This is a genomic window from Streptomyces sp. NPDC127114, assembly GCF_042677525.1.
GTDB lineage: Bacteria > Actinomycetota > Actinomycetes > Streptomycetales > Streptomycetaceae > Streptomyces.
In genome coordinates this window covers 28,225-46,423 of sequence record NZ_JBHXTJ010000053.1, presented here as the reverse complement: position 1 = coordinate 46,423, position 18,199 = coordinate 28,225, and the positions used below count along the sequence as shown (strand labels likewise).

The 18,199-nt window shown below is 72.4% G+C and carries 16 protein-coding genes; 11 read left to right on the top strand and 5 right to left on the bottom strand.

Annotated elements, in window-relative coordinates; translation table 11 throughout:
• Window positions 1-123 precede the first annotated feature (123 nt).
• A complete protein-coding gene (truA, locus tag ACFVGS_RS33330; protein WP_384421357.1) occupies window positions 124-981 on the top strand; it encodes a tRNA pseudouridine(38-40) synthase TruA in 858 nt (285 codons plus the stop codon).
• Here the strand turns inward: truA and ACFVGS_RS33325 are convergent.
• Window positions 952-1,932 (bottom strand): hypothetical protein, encoded by a 981-nt coding sequence (locus ACFVGS_RS33325; RefSeq protein WP_385695779.1) that lies wholly within the window; start codon window positions 1,930-1,932, stop codon window positions 952-954. The two genes, truA and ACFVGS_RS33325, sit on opposite strands and share 30 nt — an antisense overlap.
• A gap of 56 nt (window positions 1,933-1,988) precedes the next feature.
• Here ACFVGS_RS33325 and ACFVGS_RS33320 point away from each other — a divergent pair, with 56 nt between their 5' ends.
• From ACFVGS_RS33320 to glmM, 4 genes are all read left to right on the top strand, one after another.
• On the top strand, window positions 1,989-3,611 hold the full coding sequence (locus tag ACFVGS_RS33320; RefSeq protein ID WP_384421361.1) for an ABC-F family ATP-binding cassette domain-containing protein: 1,623 nt from the start codon (window positions 1,989-1,991) through the stop codon (window positions 3,609-3,611).
• A gap of 413 nt (window positions 3,612-4,024) precedes the next feature.
• Window positions 4,025-4,468 (top strand): 50S ribosomal protein L13, encoded by a 444-nt coding sequence (gene rplM, locus ACFVGS_RS33315; protein ID WP_031076703.1) that lies wholly within the window; start codon window positions 4,025-4,027, stop codon window positions 4,466-4,468.
• A gap of 42 nt (window positions 4,469-4,510) precedes the next feature.
• A complete protein-coding gene (rpsI, locus tag ACFVGS_RS33310) occupies window positions 4,511-5,023 on the top strand; it encodes a 30S ribosomal protein S9 (RefSeq protein WP_128985116.1) in 513 nt (170 codons plus the stop codon).
• A 146-nt stretch (window positions 5,024-5,169) separates the two neighbouring features.
• Window positions 5,170-6,528 (top strand): phosphoglucosamine mutase, encoded by a 1,359-nt coding sequence (gene glmM / locus ACFVGS_RS33305; protein ID WP_384421363.1) that lies wholly within the window; start codon window positions 5,170-5,172, stop codon window positions 6,526-6,528.
• 10 nt (window positions 6,529-6,538) lie between these two features.
• On the opposite strand, the gene ACFVGS_RS33300 is transcribed toward glmM, so the two are convergent.
• Genes ACFVGS_RS33300 through ACFVGS_RS33290 form a run of 3 tightly spaced genes read right to left on the bottom strand, consistent with a single transcriptional unit; the run spans window position 6,539 to window position 9,664 of the window.
• Window positions 6,539-7,486: a TIGR00341 family protein gene (locus ACFVGS_RS33300; RefSeq protein WP_385695774.1), complete on the bottom strand. Its 948-nt coding sequence runs from the start codon at window positions 7,484-7,486 to the stop codon at window positions 6,539-6,541.
• A gap of 31 nt (window positions 7,487-7,517) precedes the next feature.
• Window positions 7,518-8,549 (bottom strand): type I pantothenate kinase, encoded by a 1,032-nt coding sequence (coaA, locus tag ACFVGS_RS33295; RefSeq protein ID WP_384421367.1) that lies wholly within the window; start codon window positions 8,547-8,549, stop codon window positions 7,518-7,520.
• Between the two features lie 56 nt (window positions 8,550-8,605).
• A complete protein-coding gene (locus ACFVGS_RS33290; RefSeq protein WP_385695771.1) occupies window positions 8,606-9,664 on the bottom strand; it encodes an acyltransferase family protein in 1,059 nt (352 codons plus the stop codon).
• 413 nt (window positions 9,665-10,077) lie between these two features.
• Between ACFVGS_RS33290 and ACFVGS_RS33285 the strand changes: the two genes are divergently transcribed.
• Window positions 10,078-10,833, top strand: coding sequence for a hypothetical protein (locus ACFVGS_RS33285; protein WP_385695768.1), 756 nt, complete (start codon window positions 10,078-10,080; stop codon window positions 10,831-10,833).
• 70 nt (window positions 10,834-10,903) lie between these two features.
• On the opposite strand, the gene ACFVGS_RS33280 is transcribed toward ACFVGS_RS33285, so the two are convergent.
• A complete protein-coding gene (locus tag ACFVGS_RS33280; protein WP_385695765.1) occupies window positions 10,904-12,139 on the bottom strand; it encodes an acyltransferase family protein in 1,236 nt (411 codons plus the stop codon).
• 186 nt (window positions 12,140-12,325) lie between these two features.
• On the opposite strand from ACFVGS_RS33280, the gene glmS reads away from it, so the two are divergent.
• From glmS to alr, 5 genes are all read left to right on the top strand, one after another.
• Window positions 12,326-14,173, top strand: coding sequence for a glutamine--fructose-6-phosphate transaminase (isomerizing) (glmS, locus tag ACFVGS_RS33275; protein WP_385695762.1), 1,848 nt, complete (start codon window positions 12,326-12,328; stop codon window positions 14,171-14,173).
• 42 nt (window positions 14,174-14,215) lie between these two features.
• Window positions 14,216-14,584, top strand: a complete 369-nt coding sequence (locus ACFVGS_RS33270; RefSeq protein ID WP_384423012.1) for a holo-ACP synthase — start codon at window positions 14,216-14,218, stop codon at window positions 14,582-14,584.
• 3 nt (window positions 14,585-14,587) lie between these two features.
• A complete protein-coding gene (locus ACFVGS_RS33265; RefSeq protein ID WP_384423014.1) occupies window positions 14,588-16,030 on the top strand; it encodes an NAD(P)H-hydrate dehydratase in 1,443 nt (480 codons plus the stop codon).
• Between the two features lie 118 nt (window positions 16,031-16,148).
• Window positions 16,149-17,009, top strand: a complete 861-nt coding sequence (locus tag ACFVGS_RS33260; RefSeq protein WP_384423040.1) for a L,D-transpeptidase family protein — start codon at window positions 16,149-16,151, stop codon at window positions 17,007-17,009.
• Between the two features lie 36 nt (window positions 17,010-17,045).
• Entirely contained in the window at window positions 17,046-18,194 is a 1,149-nt protein-coding gene (alr, locus tag ACFVGS_RS33255; RefSeq protein ID WP_384423015.1) for an alanine racemase, read from the top strand.
• The last annotated feature ends 5 nt before the right edge of the window (window positions 18,195-18,199 follow it).

Sequence of the window (18,199 nt, the reverse complement as noted above, 5' to 3'; positions counted from 1 at the left end):
GCCGGCACGGGGGCCCGTTGTGCGTGATTCTGCTGGGTTTTGGTTCCTCGTACATTTTCGCGCGGGCGCCCCCCCCCCGGGGGGGGGGGCCCCCCGCTCCCGTGTGTCTGAGAGGATTTCCAGGTGAGTGATGACGTACAGCCCGGGTTCGTACGGGTGCGGCTCGACCTTTCGTACGACGGCAGGGACTTCTCCGGCTGGGCGAAGCAGGCCCGCGGCCAGCGCACCGTGCAGGGCGAGATCGAGGACGCGCTGCGCACCGTCACCCGCTCCCAGGAGACGTACGAGCTGACCGTCGCCGGCCGGACCGACGCCGGGGTGCACGCCCGTGGCCAGGTCGCGCACGTCGACCTGCCCGTCGCGCTGTGGGAGGAGCACCGCGAGAAGCTGCTCAGGCGGCTCGCCGGGCGGCTCCCGCACGACGTACGGGTCTGGAAGCTCAGCGAGGCGCCCGCGGGCTTCAACGCCCGTTTCTCGGCCGTCTGGCGCCGGTACGCCTACCGGGTCACCGACCACCCGGGCGGCGTCGACCCGCTGCTGCGCGGCCACGTCCTGTGGCACGACTGGACGCTCGACATGGACGCCATGAACGCCGCCGCCGAGCGGCTCGTCGGCGAGCACGACTTCGCCGCGTACTGCAAGAAGCGCGAGGGTGCCACCACCATCCGCACGCTCCAGGAGCTGCGCTGGGAGCGCCGTCCCGACGGCATCCTGGAGGCCACGGTCAAGGCCGACGCCTTCTGCCACAACATGGTCCGCTCGCTGGTCGGCGCGCTGCTGTTCGTCGGCGACGGCCACCGGCCGGTGGAGTGGCCCGGCAAGGTGCTCGCCGCGGGTGTGCGGGACTCGGCCGTGCACGTCGTACGGCCGCACGGCCTCACCCTCGAAGAGGTCGGCTACCCGGCCGACGACCAGCTCGCGGCCCGCAACAAGGAGGCCCGCAACAAGCGGTCACTCCCCGGGAGCGCCGGCTGCTGCTGAGGCCTGGGCGCGCCCGCGGGCGTAGATCTGGTTGAAGGTGAAGGTGCCCACGTCGTCGCTGGCCTGGAAGACCGCCCGGTCGCCGGTCGTGACCTTCTTGCCGTTCAGGAAACCGGCCTGGGTGAGGTAGACGTAGCGGCCGATCGAGTTGGTGCGGCGCAGGCAGACGGTGGCGTGGCAGAAGTCCTTCACGCCGGCACCGGCGAGCGGCGCGATGCCGCCGCTCGCCTGCTTCTTCGCCTTGAGGGCCTGGTCGTCGGTGGGGAAGACGGCGACGCCGACGGTGACGGCGACGCCGTCCTTGACGTACGTGGCGCGGATCACGCGGGTGCAGCCGTTGCTCTTCAGGACCGCGCCGAGGCCGCCCTGGGTGACCGCCGCGCAGTCGGTCGTGGAGGAGGTGGCGCCCTTCTGGTACGGGCGCTTGTTCATGGTGAGCTTCTTGCCCGGGTAGAGGCCCTCGGGGCTCAGCGGCGCCTTGTCCTTCCGGGCGTCCGAGATGAAGTCCATGGGGTTCGGCGGCGGCGGCGGTGCCACCGAGGAGAAGGTCGGGGCCGGGCTCGCGGTGTCGGTGGGGGCCGCCGAGCCGGTCGGGGTGGCGCCGCCGTTCTTGGCCTGCTCGTTGTTCCTGTTCGTGGTGACGATCGCGGTGGCGACGACCGCGCCCACGGCGAGCGCGGCGACGGCCGCGCCGCCGATCAGGAGCCAGCGCCTGCGCTTGCCGCGGGCTTCCGAGGCCTCGGCGAGCGCGCCCCAGTCCGGGGTGCCCGTGGGCTGCGCGCCCGGGAACGGGTCCGCCGGCTGCTGCCCGAACGGCTGCTGCGGGTACGGCTGCTGCGGCTGCTGCGGGTACCCGTATCCGTACGGCTGCTGTGGCTGCTGCGGGTATCCGTACCCGTATCCCTGCTGTCCCTGCTGCTCGCCGCCCGGCTGCGGTCCCCCAAAGCTCATGCCGCGCATCCTAAACCGGTTGGGTTCCAGGGGTGTCGGCGGTGACAATGCCCCTCATGGGACATGTCGAGGCCGCACACCTGGAGTACTACCTTCCGGACGGGAGGGTCCTGCTCGGGGACGCCTCCTTCCGGGTCGGCGAGGGTGCCGTGGTCGCCCTGGTCGGCGCGAACGGAGCGGGGAAGACCACCCTGCTCCGGCTGATCTCCGGGGAGCTCCAGCCGCACGGCGGCGGCGTCACCGTCAGCGGCGGGCTCGGCGTGATGCCGCAGTTCGTCGGCTCCGTGCGGGACGAGTCCACCGTCCGTGACCTGCTGGTCTCGGTGGCGCCCGCCCGCATCCGGGAGGCGGCGAAGGCGGTCGACGAGGCCGAGCACCGGATCATGACGGTCGACGACGAGGCCGCGCAGATGGCGTACGCCCAGGCGCTGAGCGACTGGGCCGAGGTGCAGGGGTACGAGTTCGAGACCCTGTGGGACATGTGCACCACGGCCGCGATGGGCGTGCCGTACGAGAAGGCCCAGTTCCGGCAGGTGCGCACGCTCAGCGGCGGCGAGCAGAAGCGGCTGGTCCTGGAGTACCTGCTGCGCGGCAACGACGAGGTGCTGCTCCTCGACGAGCCGGACAACTACCTGGACGTCCCCGGCAAGCGCTGGCTCGAGGAGCGGCTGCGGGAGACCCGCAAGACCGTGCTCTTCATCTCCCACGACCGGGAGCTGCTGTCCCGGGCCGCGCAGAAGATCGTGGCCGTGGAGCCCGGTCCGGCCGGCTCGGACGTGTGGGTGCACGGCGGCGGCTTCGACACCTTCCACGAGGCGCGCCGGGAGCGGTTCGCCCGCTTCGAGGAGCTGAAGCGGCGCTGGGAGGAGAAGCACGCCCAGCTGAAGAAGCTCGTGGTCAACCTGCGGCAGGCGGCCGCGGTCAGCCACGAGATGGCCTCGCGGTACGCGGCGGCGCAGACCCGGCTGAAGAAGTTCGAGGAGGCCGGCCCGCCGCCGGAGCCGCCGCGCGAGCAGGACATCCGGATGCGGCTGCGCGGCGGCCGGACCGGAGTGCGGGCGGTGACCTGCGAGAACCTGGAGCTCACCGGCCTGATGAAGCCGTTCTCGCTGGAGATCTTCTACGGGGAGCGGGTCGCCGTCCTCGGCTCGAACGGCTCCGGCAAGTCGCACTTCCTGCGGCTGCTCGCGGGCGACGGGTCGGTGGCCCACACCGGCACGTGGAAGCTCGGCGCCCGCGTGGTGCCGGGCCACTTCGCGCAGACCCACGCGCACCCGGAGCTCTTCGGCCGCTCCCTCGTCGACATCCTGTGGACGGAGCACGCCAAGGACCGGGGCGCGGCGATGTCGATGCTGCGGCGCTACGAGCTGGAGCGCCAGGGCGACCAGCCCTTCGACAAGCTCTCCGGCGGCCAGCAGGCGCGGTTCCAGATCCTGCTCCTGGAGCTGGCGGGCACCACGGCCCTTCTCCTGGACGAGCCGACGGACAACCTGGACCTGGAGTCGGCGGAGGCGCTGCAGGACGGCCTGGAGTCGTACGAGGGCACCGTCCTCGCCGTCACCCACGACCGCTGGTTCGCCCGCTCCTTCGACCGCTACCTGGTCTTCGGCTCGGACGGCGTGGTCCGCGAGACGAGCGAGCCGGTGTGGGACGAGCGGCGGGTGGAGCGGGCGCGGTAGCCGGTCCGGTGAGCCCGGCCGCGTCGGATGCGGGACGGGCCTGGGGCCACTGGTCGACGGACGGAGTCCGGCGCAGCCGGCCGAAGCCGGGGAGGCCCCCCGGGGCCGAGCCGTGCGAGGGCGGCATGGAGGAGAGGGGCCGAGCGAGCCGGTGTGGGACGAGCGGCGGGTGGAGCGGGCGCGGTGACCTGCTGCCCGGCGACATTTTGACCCGCCGGGGGTGGCGCGGGTACCGTAGCGGTTTGTTATGCGTATCGGCTTCGTCGTTCTCACGCGAAGGGGCCCTACGCAGGTTCCCTGGAGCAGTTACCAGTGGCTCGCATACGGGCGTCGTCCCGGCAGTGTGGGCCCCAGCTGCATGATCGCTTCAGGTGTGTCTGGACTCCATCCACTGAAGAAGCGAAGGCTACGAAGTGCGTACGTACAGCCCCAAGCCTGGCGATGTCACTCGCCAGTGGCACATCATCGACGCGCAGGACGTCGTCCTGGGCCGTCTGGCGACGACGGCTGCGAACCTCCTGCGAGGCAAGCACAAGCCCGTCTACGCGCCGCACATGGACATGGGCGACTTCGTCATCATCATCAACGCTGACAAGGTCCACCTGTCCGGCAACAAGAAGACCCAGAAGATGGCCTACCGCCACTCTGGCTACCCGGGTGGTCTGCGCTCCGTCCGCTACGACGAGCTGCTGGACAAGAACCCCGAGAAGGCCGTCGAGAAGGCCATCAAGGGCATGATCCCCAAGAACTCCCTGGGCCGTCAGATGCTCTCGAAGCTGAAGGTCTACGCGGGTGAGAACCACCCGCACGCTGCCCAGCAGCCGGTCCCGTTCGAGATCACCCAGGTCGCGCAGTAATTCCGGCCACCCCCTAAGAACGAAAGAAATCTGAGGAGCATCGTGGCCGAGACCACCCCCGAGACCCCCGTCGACGAGTTCGAGGGCGTCGAGGAGTACACCACCGAGACCGAGATCGTCGAGGGTGACTACACCTCCGAGTCCCTCGCGTCCCGCTTCGGCGACCCGCAGCCGGCCGCCGGCCTGGGCCGTCGCAAGAACGCCATCGCCCGTGTCCGCATCGTCCCGGGCACCGGCAAGTGGAAGATCAACGGTCGCACCCTTGAGGACTACTTCCCCAACAAGGTGCACCAGCAGGAAGTCAACGAGCCCTTCAAGGTGCTCGAGCTCGACAACCGCTACGACGTCATCGCCCGCATCGCGGGTGGCGGCGTCTCCGGCCAGGCCGGCGCCCTGCGCCTCGGCGTGGCCCGCGCCCTCAACGAGGCGGACGTGGAGAACAACCGCGGCCCGCTGAAGAAGGCCGGCTTCCTCTCCCGCGACGACCGTGCGGTCGAGCGCAAGAAGGCCGGTCTCAAGAAGGCCCGCAAGGCCCCGCAGTACAGCAAGCGCTAATCGCCTGCTCGGTCTGCTTGGTCCGTACGCCCCGGCGGCACTGCCCGTGCCCCGGGGCGTACGGCTTTTTCACATCTTGCTTTCATAATCTTGGGCCGGGGGGCACGACCCTGGGACCTGGGCACAAGGACTTTCGGAGGACAGCTGTGGGACGACTCTTCGGCACGGACGGGGTACGCGGCGTGGCCAACGCCGACCTGACGGCGGAGCTGGCGCTCGGCCTGTCGGTCGCGGCCGCGCACGTGCTCGCCGAGACGGGCACCTTTGAGGGCCATCGGCCGACCGCCGTGGTGGGGCGCGACCCGCGCGCCTCGGGAGAGTTCCTGGAGGCCGCCGTGGTGGCGGGCCTCGCCAGCGCGGGCGTCGACGTCCTCCGTGTCGGCGTGCTGCCCACGCCCGCCGTGGCGTACCTCACCGGCGCGCTCGGCGCCGACCTCGGCGTGATGCTGTCCGCCTCCCACAACGCCATGCCCGACAACGGCATCAAGTTCTTCGCCCGCGGCGGCCACAAGCTCGCCGACGAGCTGGAGGACCGCATCGAGTCCGTCTACGAGGAGCACCGCACCGGCGCGCCGTGGGACCGTCCCACCGGCGGCGGCGTCGGCCGGGTCCGCGACTACGACGAGGGCTTCGACAAGTACGTCGCCCATCTCGTCGCCGTGCTGCCCAACCGCCTCGACGGGCTGAAGATCGTCCTCGACGAGGCGCACGGCGCCGCCGCCCGCGTCTCGCCCGAGGCCTTCTCCCGGGCGGGTGCCACGGTCGTCACCATCGGCGCCGAGCCGGACGGCCTCAACATCAACGACGGCTGCGGCTCCACCCACCTCGACCTCCTCAAGGCCGCCGTGGTCGAGCACGAGGCCGACTTCGGCATCGCCCACGACGGCGACGCCGACCGCTGCCTCGCCGTCGACGGCCGGGGCGAAGAGGTGGACGGCGACCAGATCCTCGCGATCCTCGCCCTCGCGATGCGCGAGTCCGGCACCCTCCGCGGCGACACCGTCGTCGGCACCGTGATGTCCAACCTCGGCTTCAAGCTGGCGATGGAGCGCGAGGGCCTGTCGCTCGTCCAGACGGCGGTCGGCGACCGCTACGTCCTGGAGTCGATGAAGGAGCACGGCTACGCCCTCGGCGGCGAGCAGTCCGGCCACGTCATCGTGCTCGACCACGCCACCACCGGCGACGGCACCCTGACCGGTCTGATGCTCGCGGCCCGGGTCGCCGCCACCGGCAAGTCCCTCACCGAGCTGGCCGCGGTCATGGAGCGGCTGCCGCAGGTCCTGGTCAACGTGCCGAACGTGGACAAGACGCGGGTCGGCACCTCCGCCGAGCTGGCCGCCGCCGTGGCCGAGGCCGAGCGCGAGCTGGGCTCCACCGGCCGGGTGCTGCTCCGCCCCTCCGGCACCGAGCCGCTGGTCCGCGTCATGGTCGAGGCCGCCGACATCGAGCAGGCCCGCTCGGTCGCCGGGCGGCTCGCGGACGTGGTGAAGTCGGCGCTGGGCTAGTCCCTGCTTTTCAACGCTTCGTGGGGCGCACCCAGTGTCCGCGCTGGGTGCGCCACAGCAGTTTCTGGCCGTACAGGGTCAGGACGCCCGCGAGCATGATGCCGAACAGGTTGAGCAGCAACTGCTCGACGGATCCCCACATCTGGCCGAACTCGCCGTAACTGAGCGCCACGGCCGCGTTCGCGCCCGCCGGGACGGTCGTCACCGAGATCGCCACGCCCACCAGCGCCCCGGACTTCGACGAGGTCAGCGAGAGCACGCCGGCGATGCCGGCGAGGACCGCGACGACGAAGGAGAACGGGTCCGGCTGCCAGATGAAGCTGGTGTTGGGCCGGTCGGCGTCCAACTGCTCCCTGCTGAACAGGTCGAGCGCGTCCATGCCGAGGCTGAAGACCGTCGTCGCGACGATCGCCGCGGCGAAGCCGATGAGCAGCGCGGACAGCGAGCGCAGGGCCAGTTTCGGATGGCGCTGCACGACGGCGGTGCACACGCCCGCGAGCGGCCCGAACTCCGGGCCGACGGCCATCGCGCCCACGATCAGGACCGCGTTGTCCAGCACCACACCGCAGGCCGCGATCATCGTCGCGAGGATCATGAACGCGGAGTAGGTGATGGTGAGGGTCGACTCCTCGTGGGTCGCCTCGGTCAGCTGCTCCCAGATCACCGCGTCCGCGGCCTCGCCGGGGGCCTCCTCCTCGGCGGCCTCGGCGCGCTTCGACAGCGAGAAGTCGATGTTCTCGACCGCGATGGAGCCGTCCTGATCGATCCTCAGCTCCCTCATGCCGTGCAGGAGTTCGTCACCCGCCTCGCGGGCCACGTCGCACAGGACGAGGTCGCCGGACGGGTTCCGGGCGGCGCCGGGGAGCACCACCAGGTGGGTGGTGCCGACGGTCCGCTCGATGAGCGCGACGGCCGCTTCCGTACGGTCGGGCGGGACGATCAGTCGCAGGTGCAGCATGCTCCGAGCTTACGGACGTTCCGGCGGGAGGTCAGAGCTTGCGGAGGCTCAGGCGCTGCACCTTGTGGTCCGGGCCCTTGCGGAGCACGAGCGTCGCCCGGCCGCGGGTGGGGGCCACGTTCTCCAGGAGGTTCACCTTGTTGACGGTCCGCCACATCGTGCGCGCGTAGTCCAGGGCCTCCTCCTCGGAGACCTGGGTCCAGCGCCGGAAGTACGAGGAGGGGTCCTGGAAGGCGGTCTCGCGCAGCTTGCGGAAGCGGTTGAGGTACCACTGCTCGACGTCCTCGGCCCGGGCGTCCACGTACACCGAGAAGTCGAAGTAGTCCGCCAGGCCCACCCGGGTGCGGCCGTCCTTGCCGGGCAGCGCGGGCTGCAGGACGTTGAGGCCCTCGACGATGAGGATGTCGGGGCGGCGTACGACGAGCTTCTCGTCCGGCACCCGGTCGTAGATCAGGTGCGAGTAGACGGGCGCGCTGACCTCCTCCTTGCCGGCCTTGACGTCCGCGACGAAGCGGGTGAGCGCCCGCCGGTCGTACGACTCGGGGAAGCCCTTGCGGGACATCAGGCCGCGGGCCTTCAGCTCCTCCATCGGGTAGAGGAAGCCGTCGGTGGTGACCCGCTCCACCCGCGGGTGCTCGGGCCAGCGTGCGAGCAGCGCCTCCAGGAGCCGGGCGACGGTCGACTTGCCGACGGCGACGGAGCCGGCCACCCCTATGACGAAGGGCGTGCCGCGCTGCTCGGCCTTCTCGCCGAGGAAGGTGTTGAGCGCCCCGCGCAGTCCGCTGGTGGCCTGCACGTACAGGTTGAGCAGCCGGGAGAGCGGGAGGTAGATGTCCCGCACCTCGTCGAGGTCGATGACGTCGCCGAGCCCGCGCAGCCGCTCGACCTCGTCGGCGGTCAGCGGCAGCGGCGTCTTGTCGCGCAGCGCGCTCCACTCGGCCCGGGTGAGGTCGACGTACGGTGTCGGCTCGGCGGGCTTACGGCCCCCGGCGCCGGCACCGTTGCCGGTCGGGGGGTTCCCGTTTCCGTTTCCGCTGGAGCTCCGTGGCGGCGAAGTGATCACCCCGCCATTGTCGTGGCTGCGGGACGGTCGTGGGGGACCCGGGGTGGTGGGGTGGGTCACGTGGCGCGGGCGCGGGTCGGCAGCAGCCGGCGCAGGCGGCGCTCCGCGGGCTTCTCGACCAGCTCGTGCAGGAGGGCCGCCACCGCGAGGGCCGCGAGGGCCGCCGCGGCCATCTCGACGGTGTCCCGGACGAGGCCCGGACCGGGGCCGAGGCCGAGGTAACGGAAGCACTTCAGGACGAGCACGTGGCACAGGTAGTACGCGAAGGACCACTCGCCGAGCTTCACCAGGGCGCGGGAGCGCAGCAGGGAGCGGGCACCGCGGGCGTCGGCGAGGGCGGCGGAGGCGATCAGCAGGGCGAAGACGGGCATGAGGACGGCGTCGAAGAAGCCGATCGCGCCCCGGAAGGGGTAGAGGAGGTCGGGCTCCCGCATCCACAGCCAGCAGAGCAGGATCGTTCCGGCGGTCAGCGTGGCGGCGGCGCCGGTGCCGAAGGGCGGCCGCCATCCGCGCCGTACGAGGAGGCCCGTGCACACGCCCAGGACGAACATCGGGCTGAGGGCGAGAGGTGAGGACACCAGGAGCCGCTCGAGCCGCTCCGGCTGGTCGAGCAGCACCGCCGCCACCCGGGTGGCGGCCGTGGCCGCGACGCACAGCGCGGCCAGCCCGGCGACGACGGCCGACGAGCGGCGCAGCAGCAGCCGCAGGACCAGCGGAAAAACGAGATAGAAGAAGGCCTCGACGGAAAGTGTCCAGGTGACGATGTTCATCGTCATGAAGTGATCGGTACTCCATGCCTGGGCGAATGTGAGGGTCCAGACAATGTCTTCCACCGATACCCGGGCGTGCCACCACCATTTCATCAGCAGCACGGTGATCGCCGTCGTCGCGGCGAGCAGTGGCCAGATACGGGCGAAGCGGCGCCAGTAGTAGCGCGGCGCCGAGTCCGACGGGCGGGCGACCCAGGTCATGACGAAACCGGACAGAACGAAGAAGAACGGGACGCCCTCGTAGCCGATGACGGCCAGCTGGCCGGCCCTCTCGATCTCCACGAAATAGGGATGGGCGTGGAAGAAGAAGACGCTGAACGCCGCGAACCAGCGCAATCCGGTCAATGAGTCGACCCGGGTGCCGCCGACCGGAAGCTCCCACGGGTTCGCCGGGGACCAGGGGACGTGCGCGCCGGGTGCGCCGGGTGTGCCGGATGTGCCGGGTGCTCGGGTGCGAACGCCCTGGGTCGGGGTGGCCGAATTCGTGGTGGTCGCGGAAATGCTGACCCACTCCTAAGGAATTCCGGGGTCGTCGAAAATGGTCGCGTTCTTTTTCGGTCCAGCAACGTATCACGGCCCTGTGACCGGTTTGTGGGGTCGTTGTGTGCTTCCTATGACGCCAGAAAACGGGCCAATTCGGTCGATGTCAGTGAATCGGCGGAGCGGCGGCCGGCCGAGGTGATGTATTCGCTGGGCGCCCGCGACCTGCGCACATAGGGTTCACGCAGACAGCTCACAGTCGAAAAGAGAGTCGAGCCATGAGAGCACGTGCCGTTCGTCACGCCGCTGCCGCCGCCGCGGTCACCTCCCTCGCCCTTCTCCTCACCGCCTGCGGCGGCGAGGAGAAGAAGACCGAGGACACGGGCAAGGCGGACGCCTCCGCCTCCGCCGCGGCGAAGCCGGACGTCAAGGCACTCTCCGCCGCCGAGCTGGAGAAGCTCGTCGTCGGCGAGGCGGACCTCAAGGGCTACAAGGTGCAGAAGCCCAAGGCCGCCGACGTCCTGAACCCCGGCGACGTCAGCGCCGACAAGCCCGCGTGCGAGCCGCTCGCCGAGGCCATGGCCTGGGTCGCCCCCGGCACCCCGGGCGCGAAGGCGGTCCGGCAGACCATCCGGATCCCGGGCAAGGACGCCGCCTCCGACCCGGGCAACGCTCTCGGCGCCCTCGGCACGCCCACCACCGCGGTGACGCTCGGCTCGTACGCGGGACAGGGCGCCGAGCAGGCCCTCGCCTCCCTCAAGACGGCGGGCACCGAGTGCGCCGGCGGGTTCACCGCCCTCGGCAGCGGCCAGAAGATCAAGGTCACGAAGGTCGCCGCGGACTCCGCCACCGGTGGTGACGAGGCTTTGGCCTGGACGATCACCAGCGACGTCGAGGGCACGGTCATGGTGAGCAAGCTCGCCGTCCTCCGCAAGGGCAACAACCTCGCCGGCTTCGCCACCTCCAGCCTCGCGGGCGAGGTCAAGGAGCAGCCGACCGCCGTCATCGCCGCGCAGGTCGCCAAGCTGCGCTGACGCCGGCCGGCTCACCGGCTCACGGGACCGCACCCGCCCGGCGGGTGCGGTCCCGTCGCTTTCCGGGGCCTCAGGCCGCCCTCGTACGGGCCGGGAGCAGGGCCCGCAGCCGGCGCTCGGCGGGCTTCTCCAGGTACTCGTGGAGCAGGGCCGCCAGGGCGAGCGTGGTCAGCAGCACCAGGGCGACCGAGAGCGCGTCGGCGCGCAGACCCGCGCTCGGGCCCAGGCCCAGGTGACGGAAGATCCGCAGCATCACCAGGTGGCAGATGTAGAAGGCGAAGGACCACTCGCCGAGCTTCACCAGCGGGCGACGCGTCAGCGGAGAGCGACGGCCCCGGAGGTCGCCCACGGCCGCCGTCGTGATCAGCGCCGCGAAGGACGGCATCACCAGGGCGTCGAGCGCGCCCGGCTTCGGGACCAGCCACGGAACCGCGCCGGGGTGCCCCAGCCACAGCCAGCCCAGGAACAGCGAGCCGGCCGTCAGGACGAGCGCGGTGCCGGAACCGAACGGCGGCCGGTGACCGCGCCGTACCAGCAGGGCCGCGCACACGCCGAGCACGAACATCGGGGTCAGCGACAGCGGCGAGGACGTGACCAGACGGGCCGTCTCCGGCGCCAGGCCGAGGCGCGGCGCCACCACGTGCGTGGCCGCCGTGGCCACCGGCGTCAGCGCCGCCAGGGCCAGGAGCGGTCCGGACGGACAGCGCGTCAGAAGCCGGAACAGCAGCGGGAAGAGCAGGTAGAAGAAGGCCTCGACGGACAGCGTCCAGGTGACGATGTTCAGGCTGTAGAAGTGGTCGGTGCTCCAGGCCTGCGCCAGCGTGAGCGTCCACACCACGTCCGCCGTCGAGACCGGCAGCCGCAGCCACTCCTTCTGGAGGACCGCGAAGACCAGCGTCGTCGCGGCGAGCAGCGGCCAGATGCGGGCCAGGCGGCGCCAGTAGTAGCGGGCCGGGGTGTCCTCGGGGCGGGCGACCCACGCCATGACGAAGCCGGACAGGACGAAGAAGAACACCACGCCCTCGTAGCCCGTGGTCATCAGCCGCATCAGCGCCGGGGCTTCCTTGGCGTAGCCGTAGGTGTGGAACAGGAACACCCCGAAGGCGGCGAACCAGCGCAGGCCGGTGAGGGAGTCCATCCGCGGGGCGGGGTCCGCGCCGGTCGCACTGCCGGTGCCGGTCGCGCTGCCGGTGGTCGCGGTTCCCGCGCCGCGGGATCGGATGACGGTGACGATGGCCCACCCCCGGGTCCGTGTCGTACGGGGCGTACGGCCGTACGTGTCGTACGAGCCGTACGGCGAAAGCACCGAGCCTCGGCGGTCCCGGCGGCGCGGGGATGACGGCCGGATGCACACCCGGTGCACGGGAGCGGGCACGCACGGGGCGGACGGCCGGGACGGGGGCGGACGGTCGGGACGGGGGCGGGCAGTCGGGACGCGGACAGGCCGCGCCGAGTCCGGCCGGTCCGGGACGTTCCGCCGTAGGCTGCCGTCATGTGCGGAATCGTGGGTTACGTCGGCGGACAGTCGGCGCTCGATGTGGTGATCGCAGGCCTCAAGCGACTCGAATACCGCGGCTACGACTCGGCCGGGGTCGCGGTGCTCTCCGACGGCGGCCTCGCCGCGGCCAAGAAGGCCGGCAAGCTCGTCAACCTGGAGAAGGAACTGGTGGACCGCCCGCTGTCGAGCGGCTCCACCGGCATCGGACACACCCGGTGGGCCACCCACGGCGGCCCCACCGACGCCAACGCGCACCCGCACCTCGACAACGCGGGCCGCGTCGCCGTCGTCCACAACGGCATCATCGAGAACTTCGCCGCCCTCAGGGCCGAACTGGCCGAGCGCGGCCACGACCTGCTGTCCGAGACGGACACCGAGGTCGTGGCCCATCTGCTCGCCGAGGAGTTCTCCTCCGTCGGCGACCTCGCCGAGGCCATGCGGCTCGTGTGCAAGCGCCTCGACGGCGCGTTCACGCTCGTCGCCGTCCACGCCGACCAGCCCGACGTCGTCGTCGGCGCCCGTCGCAACTCCCCGCTCGTCGTCGGCGTCGGCGAGGGCGAGAACTTCCTCGCCTCCGACGTCTCCGCCTTCATCGCCCACACCCGCTCGGCGATCGAACTCGGCCAGGACCAGGTCGTGGAGCTCACCCGCGAGGGCGTCACCGTCACCGACTTCGACGGCTCCCCCGCCGACGTGCGGGCGTACCACATCGACTGGGACGCGTCCGCCGCCGAGAAGGGCGGCTACGACTACTTCATGCTCAAGGAGATCGCCGAGCAGCCCAAGGCGGTCGCCGACACCCTCCTCGGCCGGATCGGCACCGACGGGCGACTCCGCCTCGACGAGGTGCGCATCCCCGACGCCGTGCTCCGCGAGGCCGACAAGATCGTCATCATCGCGTGCGGCACCGCCTTCCACGCCGGACTCATCGCCAAGTACGCGATCGAGCACTGGACCCGTATCCCCTGCGAGGTCGAGCTCGCCAGCGAGTTCCGCTACCGCGATCCCATCCTCGGCCAGCGGACCCTCGTCATCGCCGTCTCCCAGTCCGGCGAGACCATGGACACCCTGATGGCGCTGCGGCACGCCCGCGAGCAGGGCGCCAAGGTGCTCGCCATCTGCAACACCAACGGCTCGACCATCCCGCGCGAGTCCGACGCCGTGCTCTACACCCACGCAGGGCCCGAGGTCGCGGTCGCGTCCACCAAGGCCTTCCTCACCCAGCTCGTCGCCTGCTACCTGCTCGCGCTCTACCTCGGGCAGGTGCGCGGCACCAAGTGGGGCGACGAGATCCACGCCGTGGTCCGCGAGCTGGCGAGGATCGGCGACGAGGTCGAGCGGGTCCTGGACACCATGGAGCCGGTGCGCGCACTGGCCCGCTCCCTCGCCGACAAGGACACGGTGCTCTTCCTCGGCCGGCACGTCGGCTACCCGGTGGCCCTGGAGGGCGCCCTCAAGCTCAAGGAACTCGCGTACATGCACGCCGAGGGATTCGCGGCGGGCGAGCTCAAGCACGGGCCGATCGCCCTGATCGAGGAGGACCTGCCGGTCGTCGTGGTCGTCCCCTCACCGCGCGGCCGGTCCGTCCTCCACGACAAGATCGTCTCCAACATCCAGGAGATCCGGGCCCGGGGCGCGCGGACCATCGTGATCGCGGAGGAGGGCGACGAGGCGGTCGTCCCGTACGCCGACCACCTCATCCGCATCCCGGCCACGCCCACGCTGCTCCAGCCGCTGGTCTCCAGCGTGCCGCTCCAGGTCTTCGCCTGCGAACTGGCGACGGCACGGGGCAACGAGGTGGACCAGCCGCGCAACCTGGCCAAGTCCGTGACCGTGGAGTGAAGGTGTGTGCGTGCGTGAGCGAGCGAGTGAGGCAGTGAACGGATGATCATCGGGGTGGGGATCGACGTGGCGGAGATCGACCGCTTCGCCGCGTCGCTGGAACGGACACCGGGGCTGCTGCAGCGCCTCTTCGTCGAGCACGAACTGCTGCTGCCCAGCGGCGAGCGGCGCGGGCCCGCCTCCCTCGCGGTGCGGTTCGCCGCGAAGGAGGCGCTGGCCAAGGCCCTCGGCGCGCCGGGCAACCTGCACTGGACCGACGCCGAGGTGTACGTCGAGGACAGCGGGCAGCCACGGCTGCGGGTGCGGGGCACCGTCGCCGCCCGGGCCGCCGAACTCGGCGTCAAGCACTGGCACGTGTCGCTCAGTCACGACGCGGGAGTGGCGTCGGCGGTGGTGATCGCGGAGGGTTGACCCATGCGTACCGCTCATCGCGTGGAGACCGTACGGGCCGCCGAGGCCGAACTGATGGCACGGCTGCCGGAGGGCACCCTGATGCAGCGGGCCGCGGCCGGACTCGCCGCCGCCTGCTGCTCGCTGCTCGGGCGCGGCCGGGTGTACGGGGCGCGGGTCGTCGTCCTCGCCGGCAGCGGCGACAACGGCGGCGACGCCCTGTACGCCGGCGCCCGCCTCGCCCGGCGCGGCGCCGGGGTCACCGCGGTGCTGCTCGGCTCACGGGCGCACGAGGCGGGCCTGGCCTCCCTGCGGGCGGCCGGCGGACGGGTCGCGGACGACCCGTACGAGGCCCTGGCCGTCGCGGACCTGGTCCTGGACGGCATCACCGGGATCGGCGGGCGGGGCGGGCTGCGGCCCGACGCCGTGCCCGTGGCCCGCGCGGCGCGCGGCTCCGGAGCGGTCGTCGTCGCCGTCGACCTGCCGAGCGGCGTCGACGCCGACACCGGTGAGGTCGCGGGGGAGGCCCTGCGCGCCGACGCGACCCTCACCTTCGGCACGTACAAGCCGGGGCTGCTCGTCGACCCGGGACGGGAGTACGCGGGCGCGCTCCGGCTCGTCGACATCGGGCTCTCCCTTCCGTCGGTGCCCGACCTGGAGGCGCTCCAGCACGAGGACGTGGCCCGGCTGCTGCCCGAGCCGGCGGCGGAGAGCGACAAGTACCGGCGCGGGGTCGTCGGCGTCGTCGCCGGTTCCGCGCGCTATCCCGGCGCCGCGGTCCTCGCGGTCGCGGGGGCGCTGCGGGGCGGGGCGGGCGCCGTGCGGTACGTCGGGCCCGCGGCCGAGGCGGTCGTCGCCGCCCACCCGGAGACGCTGGTGCACGGCGGGCCGCCGGACAAGGCGGGCCGCGTCCAGGCCTGGGTCGTGGGACCCGGGGTCGGCGAGGGCCCCGGCGTGGGCGTGGCCGTCGACCAGGTCCTCGCCTCCGACGTGCCCGTCCTCGTCGACGCGGACGGGCTGCGCGGCCTGACCGCCGCGACGGTCCGCGCCCGCACCGCGCCCACCCTGCTCACCCCGCACGCGGGCGAGGCGGCGGCGCTGCTGGGCACGGCCCGCGAGGACGTCGAGGCCGGCCGGCTCGCCGCGGTCCGCGAACTGGCGGAACGGTACGGCGCGACGGTGCTCCTGAAGGGCTCCACGACGCTGGTCTGCGGGCCGGGCGGCACCGGCCCGGTCCGGGTGAACCCGACGGGCACCCACTGGCTCGCCACGGCCGGCAGCGGCGACGTCCTCTCCGGTCTGGCCGGCTCCCTCCTGGCCGCCGGCCTGCTCCCCGTCGACGCCCTCTCGACCGCCGCCTACCTCCACGGCCTGGCAGCCCGCCGCGCCTCCCGGGGCACGTCCCCGATCGCCGCGAACGACGTGGCGACGGCGCTGCCCGAGGCGTGGCGGGACGTGCGGTCCTGAGGGAGCCCGGCCCGGGCGGCGCCGCAAGGGCGCCCCGCCGCCACTCGGGCGAAAGCGTTGCTCCGCGCGTGGCGCAGCGCAGGCGGACGCCGGAGCGGCGGCGTGGGATGGGCGCGTGATCAGATCCCGATGCCGCCGGCGGCTCGCCGCCGCGTTCCTCGCCGTCGTTCTCGTCCCGGGCCTGCCCGCCGTCTCCGCCGCCGACGCGCCCGAGCCCGGAGAAGTGCTCGTGCCCGGCATCGCCGGGGCCGGGCGGGCCGAGTACCCGATGGACACGCCCGACCAGGTGCTGCCGCCGACGCGGTCCGAAGGGGAGGTGCCCACGCCCACGCCCGTGCCGGCCGGCGAGGTCGACGAGCTCGTCGAGTACCTGCCCCGCAGCGCCGCCGGTGCCGCCTGCACCGCCACGGCCGGGCCCCACCAGCGGCGGATCGAGCGGCTGCTGCGGCTCCCGGTGGACGGCCGGCAGTCCACCGCCGACTGCGAGGCGATCCGGGCGTTCCAGCAGCGCGAGAAGATCAAGCCCGCGAACGGGTACGCCGGGCCCGTCACCTGGTCCCGCGCCGAGCTGCTCGCCGCCCGCAAGGACCCCAACGCCGCCGGCCGGTGCCCCGTCATGACGTACACCGTCGCCTGCGTCGACCTCGACCGTGAGCTGATGTGGGTGCAGAAGGGGAAGAAGGTCACGTTCGGCGTGGTCAACATCCGCAGCGGCCGGCCCGGCTACCGCACCCGGACCGGGTGGCACACGGTCTACTGGCGGCACAAGGACCACTGGTCGTCGATCTACGACACGCCCATGCCCTACTCCCAGTTCTTCGACGGCGGCCAGGCCTTCCACGGCGTCTACGGCCAGATCGCCACGCCCACCGGCAGCCGCGGCTGCGTGAACCTGTCGTACGCCCACGCCAAGAAGCTCTGGGACGTGCTGCGCCAGGACGACCACGTCTACGTCTGGGGCAGGCGGCCCGAGGCCTGACGCCCCCCGCGTCCGACACCTGAGAGACTGGGCGCGATGACTCAGACAGCACTCCACCGCCGAGCCCGCGCCGAGATCGACCTCGGCGCGCTGCGTGCGAACGTCCGCACGCTGCGCGCCCGCGTCGCGCCGCACGTCCAGATGATGGCCGTGGTCAAGGCCGACGCGTACGGCCACGGCGCCGTGCGCTGCGCCCGCGCCGCGCTGGACGCCGGGGCGACGTGGCTCGGGACGGCCACGCCGCACGAGGCGCTCGCGCTGCGGGCGGCCGGGCTGCGCGAGCCGCGGATCCTGTGCTGGCTGTGGACGCCCGGGGACCCGTGGGCCGAGGGCATCGAGGCCGGGCTCGACATGTCCGTGAGCGGGATGTGGGCGCTCCGGGAGGTGACCGAGGCCGCCCAGGCCACCGGCCGCCCCGCGCGTATCCAGCTCAAGGCCGACACCGGCCTCGGCCGCAACGGCTGCCAGCCCGCCGACTGGCCCGAGCTCGTCACCGAGGCGCTCAAGGCCGAGGCCCAGGGCCTGGTCAAGGTCACCGGCCTGTGGTCGCACTTCGCCTGCGCCGACGAGCCCGGACACCCGTCGATCCCGGGACAGCTGGACGTCTTCCGTTCCATGCTGGACTACGCGGAGAAGGCCGGGATCGAGCCCGAGGTGCGGCACATCGCCAACTCGCCGGCCACGCTCACCCTCCCCGAGGCGCACTTCGACCTGGTCAGGCCCGGCATCGCCATGTACGGCGTGTCGCCGGACCCGGCGCTGGGGACCTCCGCCGAGCTGGGGCTGCGGCCGGTGATGTCGCTCAAGGCGAGCGTCGCGCTGGTGAAGCGGGTGCCGGGCGGGCACGGCGTCTCGTACGGGCACCACTACGTCACGCCCGGCGAGACCACGCTGGGCCTGATCCCGCTGGGCTACGCGGACGGCGTCCCGCGGCACGCCTCGGGCCGCGGGCCGGTGCTCGTCGGCGACCGGGTGCGCACGGTGGCCGGGCGGGTCGCCATGGACCAGTTCGTCGTCGACCTCGGCGGCGACGTGCCCGAGGCCGGCACGGAGGCCGTGCTGTTCGGGCCCGGCGACCGGGGCGAGCCGACGGCGCAGGACTGGGCCGAGGCCGCCGACACCATCGCGTACGAGATCGTCACCCGGATCGGCGCGCGCGTCCCGCGCGTCTACGTGGGGGAGTAGACAGG

Bases quoted from the DNA above. Each gene is read 5' to 3' on its own strand.
- ACFVGS_RS33325 (WP_385695779.1), bottom strand. From the start codon at position 1,932: ATGAGCTTTGGGGGACCGCAGCCGGGCGGCGAGCAGCAGGGACAGCAG.
- ACFVGS_RS33320 (WP_384421361.1), top strand. From the start codon at position 1,989: ATGGGACATGTCGAGGCCGCACACCTGGAGTACTACCTTCCGGACGGG.
- ACFVGS_RS33300 (WP_385695774.1), bottom strand. From the start codon at position 7,486: ATGCTGCACCTGCGACTGATCGTCCCGCCCGACCGTACGGAAGCGGCC.
- ACFVGS_RS33285 (WP_385695768.1), top strand. From the start codon at position 10,078: ATGAGAGCACGTGCCGTTCGTCACGCCGCTGCCGCCGCCGCGGTCACC.
- glmS (WP_385695762.1), top strand. From the start codon at position 12,326: ATGTGCGGAATCGTGGGTTACGTCGGCGGACAGTCGGCGCTCGATGTG.
- ACFVGS_RS33270 (WP_384423012.1), top strand. From the start codon at position 14,216: ATGATCATCGGGGTGGGGATCGACGTGGCGGAGATCGACCGCTTCGCC.
- ACFVGS_RS33265 (WP_384423014.1), top strand. From the start codon at position 14,588: ATGCGTACCGCTCATCGCGTGGAGACCGTACGGGCCGCCGAGGCCGAA.
- alr (WP_384423015.1), top strand. From the start codon at position 17,046: ATGACTCAGACAGCACTCCACCGCCGAGCCCGCGCCGAGATCGACCTC.